This is a genomic window from Vibrio sp. 2134-1, assembly GCF_033339495.1.
In genome coordinates this window covers 1-15,532 of the sequence record NZ_JAWOUS010000039.1, presented here as the reverse complement: position 1 = coordinate 15,532, position 15,532 = coordinate 1, and the positions used below count along the sequence as shown (strand labels likewise).

Sequence of the window (15,532 nt, the reverse complement as noted above, 5' to 3'; positions counted from 1 at the left end):
TAGTTTTACAGGCAAAGCCGAAACGGATGATAACCACCTACTGAAGTAGGTGGTTTAGGGCTGAAAACAAAAAACGCAGCCTACGCTGCGTTTTTTACGACAAGAAGTTTCACGTGAAACATCATTAAAACAGTCGAGTCGGCTCGCCAAGATAGTAACCCTGCAAATAATCCACCCCCATGTCTTGTGCAATGGTACACACCTCCTGATTGTGGACGAACTCCGCCACCGTCTCCGCGTTAAACACCTGGCACAAACGCACCAACTGGGAAGCGATCTTGCGCTGTTTTAAGTCTTTATCAATATCACGAATCAAGCTGCCATCGAGCTTTATGACTTCTGGCTCCAACTTTAGGATTTCATCGATATTCGAATAACCGGACCCAAAGTCATCAACAATGATACGCGCCCCTAAGCTTCTAAAATGACTGCACACTTCTATCATTCGGCCGTAGTCTTTGATCTGCTCAGATTCCAGCACTTCTAAACCAATTCGCCTTGGGTCATTTAGCTGGCTAATTTCATGCTCTAAAAGCATTAAAGTTTTATCACTGAGCAAATCTTGCGGCGATAAGTTTATAGAAAAGTCACCTTGCTTATCTCGCATATAATGCAACGTAGAATGAATCATGTGCCGACTTAGTCGAGTGTAAAGATGTGTATCAGAGATAATTGGCAGAAAACGCCCTGGCGCAATCACCGTTCCATCGGCTTCCAGAATACGAACCAAACATTCTTGGCTTGCCAATTTGTGGCTACCCGCATGCACAATAGGTTGGCTATAAGTGATGATATTCTGTTTGAGAATGGCTCTACTGACGCAACTTAGCCATCCAAGTTGCTCTTTACGCACATCCTCACTGACTTCAATATCTTTCGCATTACAGATATGGGTATTACTGCGTACACCAGAGCGCCTCGCTTCGATGCCTTTGAGTAAGAGCTCATCCACTGAAGCGGATGGAAAGTCTCGACGACTCACTAAGCCGCCGCATAGCGAGATAGAAAGATAATCTATTTCACGTAGGCCAATTGGCTCAAAATTAGTTTGTTCTACCGCATCAGCAAAACGCGTAAAGTGCTGTTTGATGGTTTCGCTGCTTTGGTCAGCTTTAAATATGAATGCCCACTCACCAACCCCAATACTATAAAGCTGCAAAGCCGTTGGCATGCCGAAACGCTTTCGTAGTCGATTCGTAAAGTGCATTGAGAGATCTTTGAGTAATTGATCTCCCACTCGGTAGCCATATTTTTCGTTGATATGACTAAAGTTAAGTAGCTTTAGAGTCAACAAATGCTCATCCAAATCGATGTTACTCAGCCGCTCTTGCAATGCGACCCGGTTTTGTAATCCCGTGCGACTGTCGCGTCGATAGCTTTCTTGTAACTTGCGCGTTTGGCGATCGAGTTGATATCCCATATGCGCGTTCATATGGTTGAGATCGCCGATCGCATTTCGAATCAAGCTAAACAACGGTGAAATAGAGGAGCTAACGGGCGACTTAGGCAAGTTCAATGTTTGCACTTCGTCTCCCTCTCGCATCGCTAAATACGTCAGGCTGTGATGAAGAATTTCGGGCTGACCAATACCACCATGCAGTTCCCCCATACAGTAACTACCAAACGTCGTCGCAATATCTTTGAAGGCTTGGACTTCGTCGCTGCTGTCAATAAAGTCTAACCGTGACGCGCAGTTAAAAATCATCACGACTTCAGGTTGGTGCATGGCTAACTCAACCACACCATGCCGCACTTGCTCGAGCGTTAACGAGGGATGGTTATAGCAAAATTGCACTTCGTCACCAAGACACCAGGGCCTGTCGAAGCTCATACTGCCATCAGCGTGCAGCTCCGTTACCGTACAAACTTCCTTTCGCCCTAAGCTTTCTCGATACAAAGGAAAGCTGAGCAGTTGACTCAGCGTCACGTCATGGCCATCCGCCAAGTAACGCTTGTATACGTCCAGCGCTTTCTTCTCACCTAAACAATACAAGCGCGTTCCTTTTGCATGAGTGACTTTGTGTGGCATGCCAATCGGGTTCCACTCCGAATACGCATCAGTCCATAGCTTCAAAGTATCACTGTGCAAAGCTACGGCAACCACAGCGTTATCGTAAACTCGGTTTTGATATAGCACCCAGCAGCCATCGTCAATACTCTGCGCCAACCCTCCAGAAATCACTACTTCTTCACTGGCGAAGGTTTGAAACAAGGGATAGTCACGTCGTTCAATTTGCACAGCAAAGCTGAGGATTACCTGTGAATTATGCTGCATTAGAAGAGAGCGCTTGAGCTCCCCGCCATCAATGTCAGGGGAGTAAGAGTATGTTTGTACCGCAGAAGTCAGCGTGGTTTGCTCAAATTCAATCACACTCACTAGGCAACCAGAGGTAAATATCTCCCCTTCCAGAATCACATTACGCGTACTATGCCCCATAACATGAGCATTCGGCAGCGACGACAAAACGGCGTCTGCAAGTGTGGTCGTAATTTCGCGCGATTGCGTCGACAATATTTGTACTAAATATTGTTTATCTGAGGAAGTCGGAAAAGTGACTAAAAAGTCATTCAGTTGACTGACATCGTGAACCAGTTTTGAAAAAGCTCGCATGGACCTACCACTGCCGTAACACTATCTTCACCACGACGTGTGGCGTTACTATTTTTATTTAATAGAGAATAATTTACGTGGCTTTGCGCTGCTTTTCTAGACACAAAATGAGATTAGAATGGATTAATGCGAAAGCAATTAAAAAAGTGTGAGTAACGGCTGCAAACTATTGATTTCAATATCAGGTAAAGTACGTGTTTTTGAATGGTTAATGACATTTTTATTCATATCATTAAACCAACAGGCTGCAAAACCAGCCAACTTTGCACCATGCACATCCGTGGTTAGATGATCACCGACATGCAGAATATTCTCCGCAGGAATATCCAAGAATCGCTTCGCTTTAGTAAACATATCGGTTGCGGGTTTCGCCAATCCATCTGGTCCTGCTTTAAGTACCTGTTGGAAATAAGGCGCAAGATCGATGCGGTCTAAATCCACATTACCGTTGGTGATTGCTACCAACGGGATGTGCTGCGCGAGTTCCTCCAGTACATCGAGGCTTTGCTGCGGCACTTCAAAACGGTTACGCCAGTCCAACGCAACGTCTACTGCGGCTTTCGCGGCGGCATGTGCTGCGTCTTCGTCGTAGCCTACTTGGGAGAAGGCTTGCTGAAGTTGCACTAAACGCCATAAAGTGACATCGCTCTTCAGCTCGGGTTGTTGCTGCACAACTCGCTGTTTGAGAGCAAACCAATCCGCTTTGTTCATATGAGCAACCGCTGGATGATGGTGCTTGAGCCAAGATAGCAACTCACGCTCCATGCGAACGATCACAGGATAGTTGTCATAGAGGGTATCATCTAGGTCAAAGGTCATTGCCTTAATAGGCTCGATACGGCGATAAAATTTCATACTTCGGCTCACTCCCCGTTCTTTTTGCGTGCGCGTGGGTGGGCTTGGTCGTAGGCTTGCGCCAAATGTTGGAAATCCAAGTGCGTGTAGATTTGGGTCGTCGAAATGTTCTCGTGCCCTAAAAGCTCCTGCACCGCACGTAAGTTATTGCTTGATTCGAGCATATGTGTCGCAAATGAGTGACGCAATTTATGCGGACTAATATGGCTTGCGACAGACTGTTTCTGCCCCCATTCAGCCATGCGCTTTTGCACGCTACGATGCGAAATACGCGTTCCGAGCTTAGATACAAACAAGGCGGGCTCACCTGGAGCGGCTAAATCACCACGAACGCGTAACCACTTCCCAACCCACTCAGTTGCCATCCCAGAGAACGGCACTTTACGTTCTTTATCGCCTTTACCAATAACACGAAGCTCACCACTACGCAGTTGTACGTCACGTACATCCACACCCACCAACTCAGCCAAACGTAAACCGGCGCCGTACATCAGCTCCATCATGGCGCGATCGCGCACAGCCAGCGGGTCGTCCTCGTTGACTTCAAGTAATTGGCTCACTTCGTCAACATCGAGGTTTTTGGGCAACGGGCGTTTTTTACGAGGTGCTGAAACCCCTTTGGCTGGGTTAGCCGACATCTCGCCACGCAGAATAAGGAAATCGAAAAAGCTACGCAGCGATGAGAGGCGCGTTGCCAAACTGCTGGCTTTCATGCCTTCTCGCATGCCCTTACCTGCTAATTGGCGCACCCAACCAGCATCCACTTGAGACCAATCTTTGAGCCCTATTTCAGCTAAGTGCTGCGCCATAGTTTCTAGCTGCTGTTTGTAATTGCGCTGAGTATGTAGGCTAAGCCCCTTTTCGCTTCGTAAGAATTCATAGAAGCGCTCAAGAGGCTTTTGCAGACTATTTGGCAGAGGAGTGTTGGGAGTTGTCGTCATCGTAACTTTGCCATACCAGTGTTTGAGCGAGATGTGCCACTACTAATGATAGGTGACGCAAAAACAAGGTATCCATATCTGGCTGAAAATGGCCGCCATCTTCACTAGAAAAAGCAAGCACGCCCAGTGTTTGCTGTTTCACGAGCGGCAGTACCACATAGGAACCCATTTCCGGCACTTCCATGTTGCCAAACAAAGCTTCACGATCTACTTTGCGAAGACGTCCTAAGTACGCATCTTTGCCATTTAAGTGAGTGGTCGCAAAGCGTTGATAACTTTCCTTACTCAATTGAATCGATGCGTCGCATTGACTAAACAATCGAACAAACGCACGTAAGCCCAATGCTTTGGCTTTATCTTCGATAGAATGAATGACTTGTTTAAAGTCACCACACTTTAGAATCTGCCCCTGCAAATCCATAAATTCGTAAAAGGTGCGATCATTGTTCGCCGCAAGCGACATTAGTGTAGTGATCTCTTCCTCTAACTCTTCAATGCGCTGACGTTGGCGATTCATTTGGATGTGTACCAAAGATACCGCGCCTAAGTCTGAGTGTGGGAAAGATAAACGATCCACAAGCTCCGGACGTTGCACAAAAAAGTCTGGATGATCTTTGAGGTACTCGGCCACTACTTCAGCCGTTAAGGCATCTGCTTCTACTTGAGACAAACCGTTTCCTTTTTCTTCAACTAGCAAGATAATTGACCATCAAATACATGCGTTGTAGGTCCGGTCATAAACAACGGCTTGCCAGGGCCTTGCCATGCAATTCGCAATTCACCACCAGGTAGAGAAACCTTAACGTTTTCATCCAACAAGTCCTGCAGAATCCCAACCGCGACTGCCGCGCATGCACCACTACCACAAGCTTGTGTTTCTCCTGCGCCTCGCTCATAAACTCGAAGACGAATATGGTCACGGCTCACCACCTGCATAAAGCCAGCGTTGACGCGCTCTGGGAAACGCTCATGCGACTCAAGCAGCGGACCGAGAGTTTCCACTTCTGCCGTATCCACATCGTCGACCACGGTCACTACGTGCGGGTTACCCATGCTCACAGCACCACAAAACAAGGTATTGTCGCCTGCTCGCATGATGTAAGTTTTCTCTTTTTGCTTCGCTTTGAAAGGAATTTTGTTCGGTTCAAACTCTGGCACGCCCATGTTGACCGTCACTTCCCCATCATCTTCGATGTTGAGAATCATCTTTCCTTTCTTGGTGCTCACGCTGATGCTGTATTTATTGGTCAGCCCCTTCAAGCGAACAAAGCGGGCAAAACAGCGTGCACCGTTACCACACTGTTCAACTTCACTACCATCGGCATTAAAAATCCGATAATGGAAGTCGGTTTCAGGGTCGTAAGGGGCCTCTACCACAAGCAATTGGTCAAAACCAACGCCAGTATGACGATCCGCCAAGCGGCGGATCAGGTCTTGCGAGAAAAACACGTTCTGGGTAATACAGTCGACGACCATGAAGTCGTTGCCCAAACCGTGCATTTTGGAAAAGTGGAAATGCATTTGTTGTGTGTTACTCCGGTAGAATCTGTTCCAGCTGCCACAAACTGGTCAGCTCCTCACGCTGGCGAACTAAGTGGCTTTGTTTACCGTCCACCATCACTTCTGCCGCTCGGGTACGAGTATTGTAGTTCGAAGACATCACAAAACCATAGGCACCTGCTGAACGAACCGCGAGTAGATCACCTTCTTGCAAAACGAGTGCGCGATCTTTACCCAAGAAGTCGCCGGTTTCACAAATAGGACCAACCAAGTCGTAAGTCTGAGCTTCACCCTTTCGCGGTGAAACTGGCACAATATCTTGCCATGCTTGGTATAGCGCAGGACGCATCAAGTCGTTCATTGCAGCGTCGATAATCGCAAAGTTTTTATGCTCAGTATGTTTTAAAAACTCAACACGCGTTAGCAAGATACCTGCGTTCGCAGCAATTGCACGGCCTGGCTCAAAGATCAGCTCCAAGTCTTGGTGATTTTCAAGACGGCCTAGTAACGCTTTGGCGTAATCAGAAGGCTGAGGTGGTAATTCATCACGATAGACCACACCCAAACCGCCGCCGACATCAAGGTGACGAATGTTAATGCCTTGTGCTTTTAAATCATCAATCAGAGCTAATAAACGGTCTGTCGCGTCGATAAATGGGTCTATATTGGTCAGCTGAGAACCAATGTGGCAGTCGATGCCTTGCACATTCAAGTTCGGCAGGCTTTGCGCGAATTTATAAACATCTGGCGCACGATCAAACGCAATGCCGAATTTATTGTCGCGAAGACCAGTCGAAATGTAAGGGTGTGTTTTCGCGTCGACATCTGGATTGATACGAAGAGAAATTGGTGCAATCACACCAAGCTCACCCGCAACCTTGTTCAAACGTTCTAGCTCTGGCTCAGATTCAACGTTGAAACATTTGATACCTAGCTCAAGAGCGCGCTTCATCTCTGCCGATGTTTTACCAACACCAGAGAAAACGACTTTTTTCGGATCACCGCCTGCGGCAATCACACGCTCAAGTTCACCACCCGACACGATGTCAAAACCCGATCCCAAACGCGCTAGCGTGTTCAATACGCCTAAGTTTGAGTTGGCTTTCACCGCGTAGCAAACTAGGTGAGGATGCTGACCCACAGCACTATCAAACGCCTTCCAATGGCGCTCTAGCGTGGCTCGAGAATATACGTAAAGAGGAGTGCCATATTGCTCTGCAAGAGCTTGAAGTGGGACGTCTTCGGCCCAAAGCTGGCCATCATCCTGATAGTTGAAGTAATCCAAAATTCGCTTCCCTTATTTTATTCGACTGCTGAACCCTAATTTCACCCTAAGGTGCGGTTATTTATTGTGATTGCTCATTCTGTTGAGTGTCATCTGGAATGTATAGTGAGCCAGACTGACCACACCCCGCTAAGGTCGCGGCAACCATCACAAACAACACAGTAACTAATTTTTTCATTTCGCATATCGTGATTATTGAATCAATGCCCCCTATAATCGCACCACACTCAGGAAAAGCAATAGGATAGACGGATGAACGATACTGAATTTCATCAACTGGTGGATGCGCAGATGCAAATCATCGAAGAATCCATCGATGATTCAGGCGCAGACATTGATTACGAAGTCACTGGCAACGTAATGACATTGGAATTTGAAGACCGCAGCCAAATCATCATTAATCGCCAAGAGCCGATGCATGAGATCTGGCTAGCGTCCAAATCTGGTGGTTTCCACTTCAAACTTATTGAAGGTCAATGGACCTGCTCAAAAACGGGTATGGAGCTATTTGAAATGGTGAAGCAAGAATGTGAAAAGCACGCGGGCGAAGCCATTGATTGGGCATAATTCTGGTCAATCGTCACCAAAACAAAAAGAGCACCGAAGTGCTCTTTTTGTTTATTGATACGGGTTTAATTACGCGTTCACAGTTTTGGTCGGGCGACTCGGTGAACAACCGTCATTACGGTAAGGAATGATATACGCATTCCCCTCTTCAGGGTGAATAATTTGATAGTACTGAGGCAGGTTAAAGTTAATAAACTTAGACGCGACGCGACTATCGTCTTTTACCGACGTGTAGAAGCTGTTTACAGACGAAATCATTTCATCTTTAGAGCCGCTAAATTGGTGATACACTTCCACTTGATTTGACTCATCCAACACATAAATATTGAAGCCATCTTCGTTATCTTCAAAGAAGAACTGCACCAGACCTTCACTGGCAAACCCATCCACCGCTTCAGGCATTTGATATTCTTGCTCACGATCGAGCATTAATAGCGGCGAGCCTTTGAGTTTGTTAGTGGAAATGCTGCGGTAGAAATCGATGGAATTTTCTAGCTTCTGCACCGACACACCACGACGTTCAAAGAACAACCCATAAGTCTGGTTACCAAGACGCATCGCTTTAAAGCGGCGGCGTTTCTCTTGCTCTACTGGTTTCAAGCGTAAGTCGATACATTCAGCTAAAAGCTGGTAAACCATATTACGCATCACACCACGCATGTTCTTCGCATAGCAGAACACATCCACTGATTCTGGTGGCAACGCATCTTGGTGCATTTTGCCCAAAATGGTTTTCAGTGCATCCAGCATCGCCGTTTCCCCTTTGAAATGCAGCGTACGCACTTCATGCCAAGAGTTACGGTAAACAAGGTCAACACTGCCGACTAAATTTTTATGTTCTGGACCAAAGCTAAAAATATCGGTGTTCTTAACATCCACTTTCAACGAACGACCAGAAAGTTCAGACGTCGGATCATTTTCAAAGTTGATGAACATCGCAAGCTGGCTTATTTCACAAGGACTCGCTAGCGCCTGCATAGATGGACGACGCTTACGCAACGCAAAAGTATTTCGTAAGTCACTCACCATTTGGTAAAACTTATCAATATCTAGCTGCGCTTCACGTACCACGGCATGTAAACGAGTCGATTCAGTGATCAAGCCATTGAAGAATGCCCAAGCAACCAACTTACTCAAGTATTCATGATGTTCTAAGTATGGCTGCCCCAAAATGCGGTGCGCAATAAGTGGTTGTTTATAGAGGTACCAACCAGACTTGTTCACTCCCCCTTTTTTCACTTCGATAAAGCTCAAGTCAGGCTCGTGCAGATCAGGTGAAATCTGTGGGTTTAGTAACGTTACTTTGCCCGGCAATACTTCAAAAGCAGCGTAGAGTTTACGGGCCAAAATACTGATGTCTTGCGGACTGATAGCAGAAGTGATGTCGTTACGACGCGCAAATTGAATCAAGTTACGGTAGCTTTGCATCAACGCATCCAGCAATGCATGATGTACCACCTTTACTTGTTCAACCTTCCAATTACGGCGGTCATCGAGCTCTGCAACGACACTGGAATCCCAATTCCATTTTGCAATCATATCGCTCAGTGCTTCACGACGCCAAGCTACTGAGCCAACATTCGGCTCACGAGATAGTTTTTCATGGGTTTTGAGATAGAAACAGCGACGCACTAAATCCAAACGTGTATCGTCTTGAATTCGCTCTAAGTAACGGGTTACTTTTTCCAACATTAAGTAGTACGCATCCATGCCATAGAGATCAGGCTCATGGGCAAAGAAACGACGTTTAGTGTCGATACTTAACAATTGAGTATGCGGGTATTCCCACGAGTAAGCTTCTAGCAAGATGGCTTTTAATACCGATTTGTAGGGAGAGTCGATGCTTTTGTATAACTGCCACAAGTTCGAGCCGAAGTATTCTTCAGCAGGAATGCAGTTCAATTTACCAAAGTCGATCCATTCACTACAGTCGATGTAACCATCACTGCAAAGTTGAGAAACGTACTCGTCGTAACACTCTTCCATTTCTGGCGGCACGATTTGCCATAACAAACGCTGTCCGGCAATACGCACCGCACTACGATAGAATTCATCTAGCAAAAGTAAGTGCTGAGATGAACCACAGTTATCACCTGTCATCTCCTCAGAATGATTGCTTCTAAAGCGCTCTTTATCCATTAAGAAAAAGTTCGCTTCCACGCCTTTGCTTTGTGCCCAATCCGTGATGAGTAGGCATTTATTGGTCAATAACTCGCGTTCGTCACAATCCATCTCTGGAGAAATACACACCCAAATATCCAAATCACTGGAAGTACTTTGACCAATCGAGGAGGTACTGCCCATGGTGTACAAACCCAATATAGCGGGCTTTTCTACCGTCTTGAGCGGCTGACCAATGGCAAGTTGAATATCATCTATGAATTGTTGCTGAATGCTATTTAGTTCAAGCCCATGCACACCAAACGGGACATCGGCATCATAATAGCCAGGAATTACAGGATGGTTGTAGTTCAACAAGGCAGGAATCAAATGGAAGACTTGCTGGCTTTGCGAATCCATAAGCGCCAGCGCGCGATCAACTCGCTGCTGATTCAAATTATCTAGTCGCTGGATGATTTTTTGGGTGTAAGCCTGCAAGGGGAATTCCTTGGTTGAACAATCACGAAAATCTGCTGACGTTTTAAACCAAAATGGCTTAAAAACGTGATCAATTTAACACTTTTATTGGTGCGGGTAAAGCTTCACGCCCGCGTATCACTCTGGATACAAAACCATACTTTAGTCACAAAATTAATCGCGCGGTAGTGTCGCTCTTATTACCTATTACTAATAATAGTCCTTAGCCTAATTGAGAATCCAGTCACACTATTTTCATAACGTCATGTAATTCCATTCATAGCCTTCAGAGATAACGAACTAACAGTAAGCATTTCTTGATGAGAATGGTAGGATAAACCCAAATCCAAACAGCATTGAGAAGATCATGACACAATCCACACCGATTCGCATTGCAACTCGAAAAAGCCCTCTTGCTTTATGGCAAGCTTACTTTGTTAAAGACGCCCTTCAAGCCGCTCACCCTGGCTTGGAAGTCGAGTTAGTAACCATGGTGACCAAAGGTGACGTGATTTTAGATACACCACTAGCAAAAGTTGGCGGCAAAGGCTTGTTCGTAAAAGAGCTTGAAATCGCGATGCTAGAAGGACGTGCAGACCTCGCCGTTCACTCAATGAAAGACGTACCCGTCGATTTCCCAGAAGGCCTTGGCCTCGTGACCATTTGTGAGCGTGAAGATCCTCGTGATGCCTTCGTCTCTAATACCTATAGCCACATTGATGAGCTCCCTCAAGGTGCCGTGGTTGGTACTTGCAGTTTGCGCCGTCAATGCCAACTGAAAGAATATCGTCCGGACATCATCATCAAAGAGCTTCGCGGTAATGTGGGCACTCGCCTTGGTAAGTTAGATGCGGGTGAGTATGATGCAATCATTCTTGCTGCGGCTGGCCTCAAACGATTGAAGCTTGAAGAGCGCATTCGTAGCTTTATCGAACCAGAGCAATCACTACCAGCGGTAGGCCAAGGTGCTGTCGGTATTGAGTGCCGCCTTGACGATGAAAGACTGCTTAAGCTGCTTGAGCCACTTAACCACCAAGACACCGTAGACCGCGTTTTGTGTGAGCGCGCAATGAATCTGACCCTAGAAGGCGGCTGTCAGGTACCTATCGGCAGCTATGCCCTGCTAGACGGCGACAACATTTGGCTACGCGCATTAGTTGGCGAACCAGATGGCAGCGAAATTGTTCGTGGTGAAATTCGTGGCCATCGTAAAGATGGCGAAGCATTAGGAGTGCAGCTAGCCAATGAGCTGCTAGATAACGGCGCTCGTGAAATCCTAACTAAGCTGTACGCAGATCACGAATAACCATGGCAGTGTTGGTCACTCGGCCGGGAGAGCAAGGCAGCGCGCTTTGCTCTCTGCTCGAAAGGCACGGCATTTCCGCATATCACCATCCTCTGATCGACATTGTCGCCGATCTCACGGACACGCACCTCTCTAAACATCTACATCAAGCTCAAATTGTTATCGCTGTTAGTCGACATGCAGTGCAATGTGCACAGCAAATCTTAGCCAGCAACGGGATGTCATGGCCGAAACAAGCTATTTACCTTGCCGTTGGTCAAAAAACAGCACACTATTTAAGCAAATGTACCCAACAGAAAGTACACTATCCCCAAGTCAGTGATAGTGAACACTTATTGCGACTGCCAGAGCTCAACAATGTGGCACAACAACAAGTTCTTATCCTTCGTGGTAACGGCGGAAGAGAGCTGATCAAAGATGCATTGGTGAGGCGTGGCGCAAAAGTTCACTATAGTGAGACTTACAAGAGAGAATTCATCCCATTCGATCCAGTAAGCTGTATCTCACTATGGAAAAACCTACAAATTAACCAGATTATTGTCACCAGTGGTGAACAACTGGATTATTTGTGCAGCCAATTGACGTCGGAGCAATTGACTTGGCTTAATCAACAAGAGTTGTATATCCCCAGTCAGCGTATCGCTGACATCGCAATTCAAAGGGGGTTCACTCGCGTGAGATGCACGGGAAGCGCATCCAACCAAGAATTACTGGCGGCTCTCCAGCCCTAGCTACACAGGATATAGGCATGACAAGTAAAAATAACGACCAAAAAAATAACGATAAAAACCTTTCCGAAGAAACCTCATCGGCACCGCTAGTCGAAAAAACCACATCGCAGCAGGATGCGGACCTTAAAAAAGAGCAACCACAAGCGGCCGAGCCCCCAAAAACAGCAGAGCCAACCAAAGTCGAGTTTGAAGAAAAACAAGGTAAACGTGGTGTCAAACTAGGTACGGTCGCTATCATCTTATCGATTATTTTTGGCGGTGGCCTCGCGTACAAGCTGCATCAACAGCAAGCCGATTACCAAGCGCAGATCGCCCAACTAAAAAGTCAGCTAGAAAGCACTCAAGCTTCCATGAAGCAAGAACTCAGCCGGGTACAAGAAGAAACCATCGAGAAAGCAACAACCGTGACACACAAAGCGGAAGTGGTACTTGGACAGCAACAGAAGAGCATTGAAAGCTTACAGCTCGCCGTTGCCGATGTGAAAGGTCGTCGACCAAACGACTGGCTATTAGCGGAAGCCGATTACCTTGTCAAATTAGCTGGTCGTAAATTGTTCTTAGAGCACGATGTAGAAAGCGCGACTCAACTGATGGAAAGTGCAGACCAACGCATTGCAGCACTGAATGACCCTAGCCTCGTCAAACTACGTAAAGCAATGGCGAACGATATCACCAAACTGCGCACGATCCCGCTAATTGACCGTGATGGATTGGTACTACGCTTAACTGCCCTACAACAGCAAGTAGACAAGCTCCCTCTCGCCAATGCACTGCTACCTGAATCTGAAGCCGTAGAAAACACTGAAGTGTCTGAAGATATCGCAAACTGGCAAGATAACTTAATGACCTCTTTGAAGGACTTTTCAGAAAACTTCATTACCTTCCGCACGCGCGATGGTAACGTCATTCCACTGCTTTCTCCTGAGCAACACTTTTACCTGAAAGAAAACATCAAAGCCAAATTGGAAACGGCAATAAAAGCGGTGTACCAAGAGCAAGGTGAAATTTACACCACGTCTCTAAAAACAGCAGACAAATGGGCATTAGCTTTCTTCAACCAAGACGATAATTCTGTTAAAGAGTTCAACAAAACGGTTAACCTACTAAGTCAGCAAAATATTCAAGTGGAATACCCAACAAAACTGCAAAGTCAGTCTCAACTATCAGATGTCATCCGTGAACGCCTACGTCGTGAAGTCACAACGATGACAGGCATGGAGGATAAGTAATGTTTCGTCTTATTTTCCTATTTGTTGTACTAGGCGCAGGACTATTTGTTGGCACCCAGTTTTCTGGTCAGCAAGGCTATGTACTCATCTCCATTGCCGAGAAAACGATCGAGATGAGCGTAACGACATTAGTGGTTTTCGTTATCGCTGCACTCGCAGGTCTTTTTCTGCTTGAGTACCTGATTAAGAAGTTAGTTTATGCTAGTTCTACAACATGGAACTACTTCAGTGTTCGCAAAATGCGCCATTCCCGCCGATACACCAATGAAGGCATTATTAAACTTCTAGAAGGTGACTGGAAAGGTGCTGAGAAGAAAGTAACTCGCTGGGCAAATCATCACGATATGCCGCTGCTTTGCTACTTGGTTGCGTCTGAAGCCGCACAAGGCCAAGGTGATAAAGCAAAACGAGATCACTATCTAGCGCTAGCGAGCCAACAAGAGAACGCCCATCTCGCAGTAGAACTGACTCGAGCGAAACAATTTATCCGCGACAACGAGTTCGAGTCCGCTTTCGATACCTTGCAATCGTTAAAAAGTCAGTATGCGAGTAACTCTATTGTATTGAACTTGCTGAAAACAACGTACATGCAGCTAAAGTTGTGGCAACCTCTTATTGACCTCTTGCCACAACTAACCAAAGCAAAACTCATCACGGAAGAAGAACATGCAGAGCTGATTCAAAAGGCGCAGTGCGGCTTACTCCATGAAGTAGCGCAACAACAAGGTAGCGAAGGGCTAATCTCCCATTGGAATAGTCTCTCACGTAAAGTGAAACAAGACACACCCCTCGTAGCCTGTTTTGCTCGAGAACTCATCACACGAAAAGCTGATGCAGAAGCCTTTACCGTGCTAAAAGAAGCATTAAAAAAACAACCTGCCCCAGAGCTTTATCAACTTCTGCCAGATCTAAACCTGCCAGATACCCACCCTGTCGTGGTCTTCTTAGAGGGAGTAGTGAAGAAAGAACCGGATAACGCCGCTGCCCATAGCGCATTAGCGCACTTCTATTTCCGTCAAGAGAAGTGGCAAGAAGCCCAGGATCACTTTGAGATCGCCTTAAAGCTTCGCTCTGACGTCTCTGACTATGCATTCCTAGCAGACACACTAGAGAAGCAAAATCTAACCAAAGCTGCTCACGAAGTCTCTCGTAAAGCTCTCACGCTCGTCAAGAACGACTAAGTAGCAGTCATCTAACCAAGCCGGCAGCTCACTGTCGGCTTTTTTATTGCCTGCTATTAACCCTTTAGTCCTTACATCAATATGTTTATCAAATTCATTGGTTCCCAAGTAGTGCCCGACTTCCTAGTAACTCACTATCGTTTCACTTTCACTCTTCTCTTTTGACTACTCTGATCCTGTCATTCCAGCAGAATCCAAAACAATTTTAAAAGATGCAGGAATACGTAACTTTAGCCTGTTGATGTATGGTTTTAAGACGTAGCTAGATTTAGGCATTAGAGCACACGCATCGCTAGACTGAGCAAAACAAAAAGATACATCAGTGAAACAGTGGCTATTTGAGTATGCTTATTTGTTCGGTCTATCCAGTAAAAGGGGCTAGAGAAGCAATGGTAGTGCTTTAAGAGAACGATAAGGCAATAGATGGTTCAACACCTTAACAAAGCATCTCCAACAACCTTATCGGGACAGCATGCAGTGATGAGGATGAACAGCTTTAGAGGCAACTGCACTTCTTAGCAAAAATCAAAACGTCACAACCAAGACCGATACCAATATTACTTTGTCGAAAAGTAGATCGCATATGGAATTGATTTTTGGCAAGCACAGATAGAGTAATAAAGATGTGCGGAAATGAAAAAAGCCTCGCTATTTCTAGCGAGGCTTCTTAATAGTGGCGGAGAGATAGGGATTTGAACCCTAGATACGCTATTAACGTATGCCGGTTTTCAAGACCGGTGCTTTCAACC

General features: G+C 46.1%; 13 protein-coding genes. 5 read left to right on the top strand and 8 right to left on the bottom strand.

The annotated features are described in order from the left end of the window. Positions 1-124: 124 nt before the first annotated feature. The 7 genes from R7R78_RS22880 to lptM all read right to left on the bottom strand — a co-directional run bounded on the left by R7R78_RS22880 (position 125) and on the right by lptM (position 7,370). On the bottom strand, positions 125-2,611 hold the full coding sequence (locus R7R78_RS22880) for an EAL domain-containing protein (RefSeq protein ID WP_005383644.1): 2,487 nt from the start codon (positions 2,609-2,611) through the stop codon (positions 125-127). 138 nt (positions 2,612-2,749) lie between these two features. Further along, positions 2,750-3,466, bottom strand: coding sequence for a 5-amino-6-(5-phospho-D-ribitylamino)uracil phosphatase YigB (yigB, locus tag R7R78_RS22875; protein WP_225474275.1), 717 nt, complete (start codon positions 3,464-3,466; stop codon positions 2,750-2,752). 8 nt (positions 3,467-3,474) lie between these two features. Then, the gene (gene xerC / locus R7R78_RS22870) at positions 3,475-4,407 is read right to left on the bottom strand and encodes a tyrosine recombinase XerC (protein WP_225474274.1); all 933 of its coding nucleotides are present in this window, start codon (positions 4,405-4,407) and stop codon (positions 3,475-3,477) included. Next, entirely contained in the window at positions 4,373-5,104 is a 732-nt protein-coding gene (locus R7R78_RS22865) for a DUF484 family protein (RefSeq protein ID WP_017636089.1), read from the bottom strand. The genes xerC and R7R78_RS22865 overlap by 35 nt, the downstream gene beginning before the upstream one ends. Continuing rightward, a complete protein-coding gene (gene dapF / locus R7R78_RS22860; protein WP_225474273.1) occupies positions 5,098-5,928 on the bottom strand; it encodes a diaminopimelate epimerase in 831 nt (276 codons plus the stop codon). The genes R7R78_RS22865 and dapF overlap by 7 nt, the downstream gene beginning before the upstream one ends. 10 nt (positions 5,929-5,938) lie before the next feature. Then, positions 5,939-7,192, bottom strand: a complete 1,254-nt coding sequence (lysA, locus tag R7R78_RS22855) for a diaminopimelate decarboxylase (RefSeq protein ID WP_033907276.1) — start codon at positions 7,190-7,192, stop codon at positions 5,939-5,941. Positions 7,193-7,253: 61 nt separating this feature from the next. After that, positions 7,254-7,370, bottom strand: a complete 117-nt coding sequence (gene lptM, locus R7R78_RS30000; RefSeq protein ID WP_005378746.1) for an LPS translocon maturation chaperone LptM — start codon at positions 7,368-7,370, stop codon at positions 7,254-7,256. Positions 7,371-7,444: 74 nt separating this feature from the next. On the opposite strand from lptM, the gene cyaY reads away from it, so the two are divergent. Next, positions 7,445-7,759: an iron donor protein CyaY gene (gene cyaY / locus R7R78_RS22845; protein WP_225474272.1), complete on the top strand. Its 315-nt coding sequence runs from the start codon at positions 7,445-7,447 to the stop codon at positions 7,757-7,759. Between the two features lie 69 nt (positions 7,760-7,828). On the opposite strand, the gene R7R78_RS22840 is transcribed toward cyaY, so the two are convergent. Then, on the bottom strand, positions 7,829-10,357 hold the full coding sequence (locus R7R78_RS22840) for a class I adenylate cyclase (protein WP_225474271.1): 2,529 nt from the start codon (positions 10,355-10,357) through the stop codon (positions 7,829-7,831). A 346-nt stretch (positions 10,358-10,703) separates the two neighbouring features. Between R7R78_RS22840 and hemC the strand changes: the two genes are divergently transcribed. From hemC to R7R78_RS22820, 4 genes are read left to right on the top strand one after another with little or no spacing between them, the layout of a single operon-like run. Next, positions 10,704-11,642, top strand: a complete 939-nt coding sequence (gene hemC / locus R7R78_RS22835) for a hydroxymethylbilane synthase (protein ID WP_005383388.1) — start codon at positions 10,704-10,706, stop codon at positions 11,640-11,642. A 2-nt stretch (positions 11,643-11,644) separates the two neighbouring features. Further along, positions 11,645-12,373: a uroporphyrinogen-III synthase gene (locus R7R78_RS22830; protein ID WP_053350816.1), complete on the top strand. Its 729-nt coding sequence runs from the start codon at positions 11,645-11,647 to the stop codon at positions 12,371-12,373. A gap of 17 nt (positions 12,374-12,390) precedes the next feature. Further along, positions 12,391-13,602 (top strand): uroporphyrinogen-III C-methyltransferase, encoded by a 1,212-nt coding sequence (locus R7R78_RS22825; RefSeq protein WP_225474270.1) that lies wholly within the window; start codon positions 12,391-12,393, stop codon positions 13,600-13,602. Beyond that, positions 13,602-14,783, top strand: a complete 1,182-nt coding sequence (locus tag R7R78_RS22820) for a heme biosynthesis protein HemY (RefSeq protein ID WP_225474269.1) — start codon at positions 13,602-13,604, stop codon at positions 14,781-14,783. The genes R7R78_RS22825 and R7R78_RS22820 overlap by 1 nt, the downstream gene beginning before the upstream one ends. Positions 14,784-15,532 lie beyond the last annotated feature (749 nt).

Bases quoted from the DNA above. Each gene is read 5' to 3' on its own strand.
- R7R78_RS22825 (WP_225474270.1), top strand. From the start codon at position 12,391: ATGACAAGTAAAAATAACGACCAAAAAAATAACGATAAAAACCTTTCC.
- R7R78_RS22830 (WP_053350816.1), top strand. From the start codon at position 11,645: ATGGCAGTGTTGGTCACTCGGCCGGGAGAGCAAGGCAGCGCGCTTTGC.
- R7R78_RS22880 (WP_005383644.1), bottom strand. From the start codon at position 2,611: ATGCGAGCTTTTTCAAAACTGGTTCACGATGTCAGTCAACTGAATGAC.
- hemC (WP_005383388.1), top strand. From the start codon at position 10,704: ATGACACAATCCACACCGATTCGCATTGCAACTCGAAAAAGCCCTCTT.
- lptM (WP_005378746.1), bottom strand. From the start codon at position 7,370: ATGAAAAAATTAGTTACTGTGTTGTTTGTGATGGTTGCCGCGACCTTA.
- yigB (WP_225474275.1), bottom strand. From the start codon at position 3,466: ATGAAATTTTATCGCCGTATCGAGCCTATTAAGGCAATGACCTTTGAC.
- xerC (WP_225474274.1), bottom strand. From the start codon at position 4,407: ATGACGACAACTCCCAACACTCCTCTGCCAAATAGTCTGCAAAAGCCT.
- R7R78_RS22820 (WP_225474269.1), top strand. From the start codon at position 13,602: ATGTTTCGTCTTATTTTCCTATTTGTTGTACTAGGCGCAGGACTATTT.
- dapF (WP_225474273.1), bottom strand. From the start codon at position 5,928: ATGCATTTCCACTTTTCCAAAATGCACGGTTTGGGCAACGACTTCATG.
- cyaY (WP_225474272.1), top strand. From the start codon at position 7,445: ATGAACGATACTGAATTTCATCAACTGGTGGATGCGCAGATGCAAATC.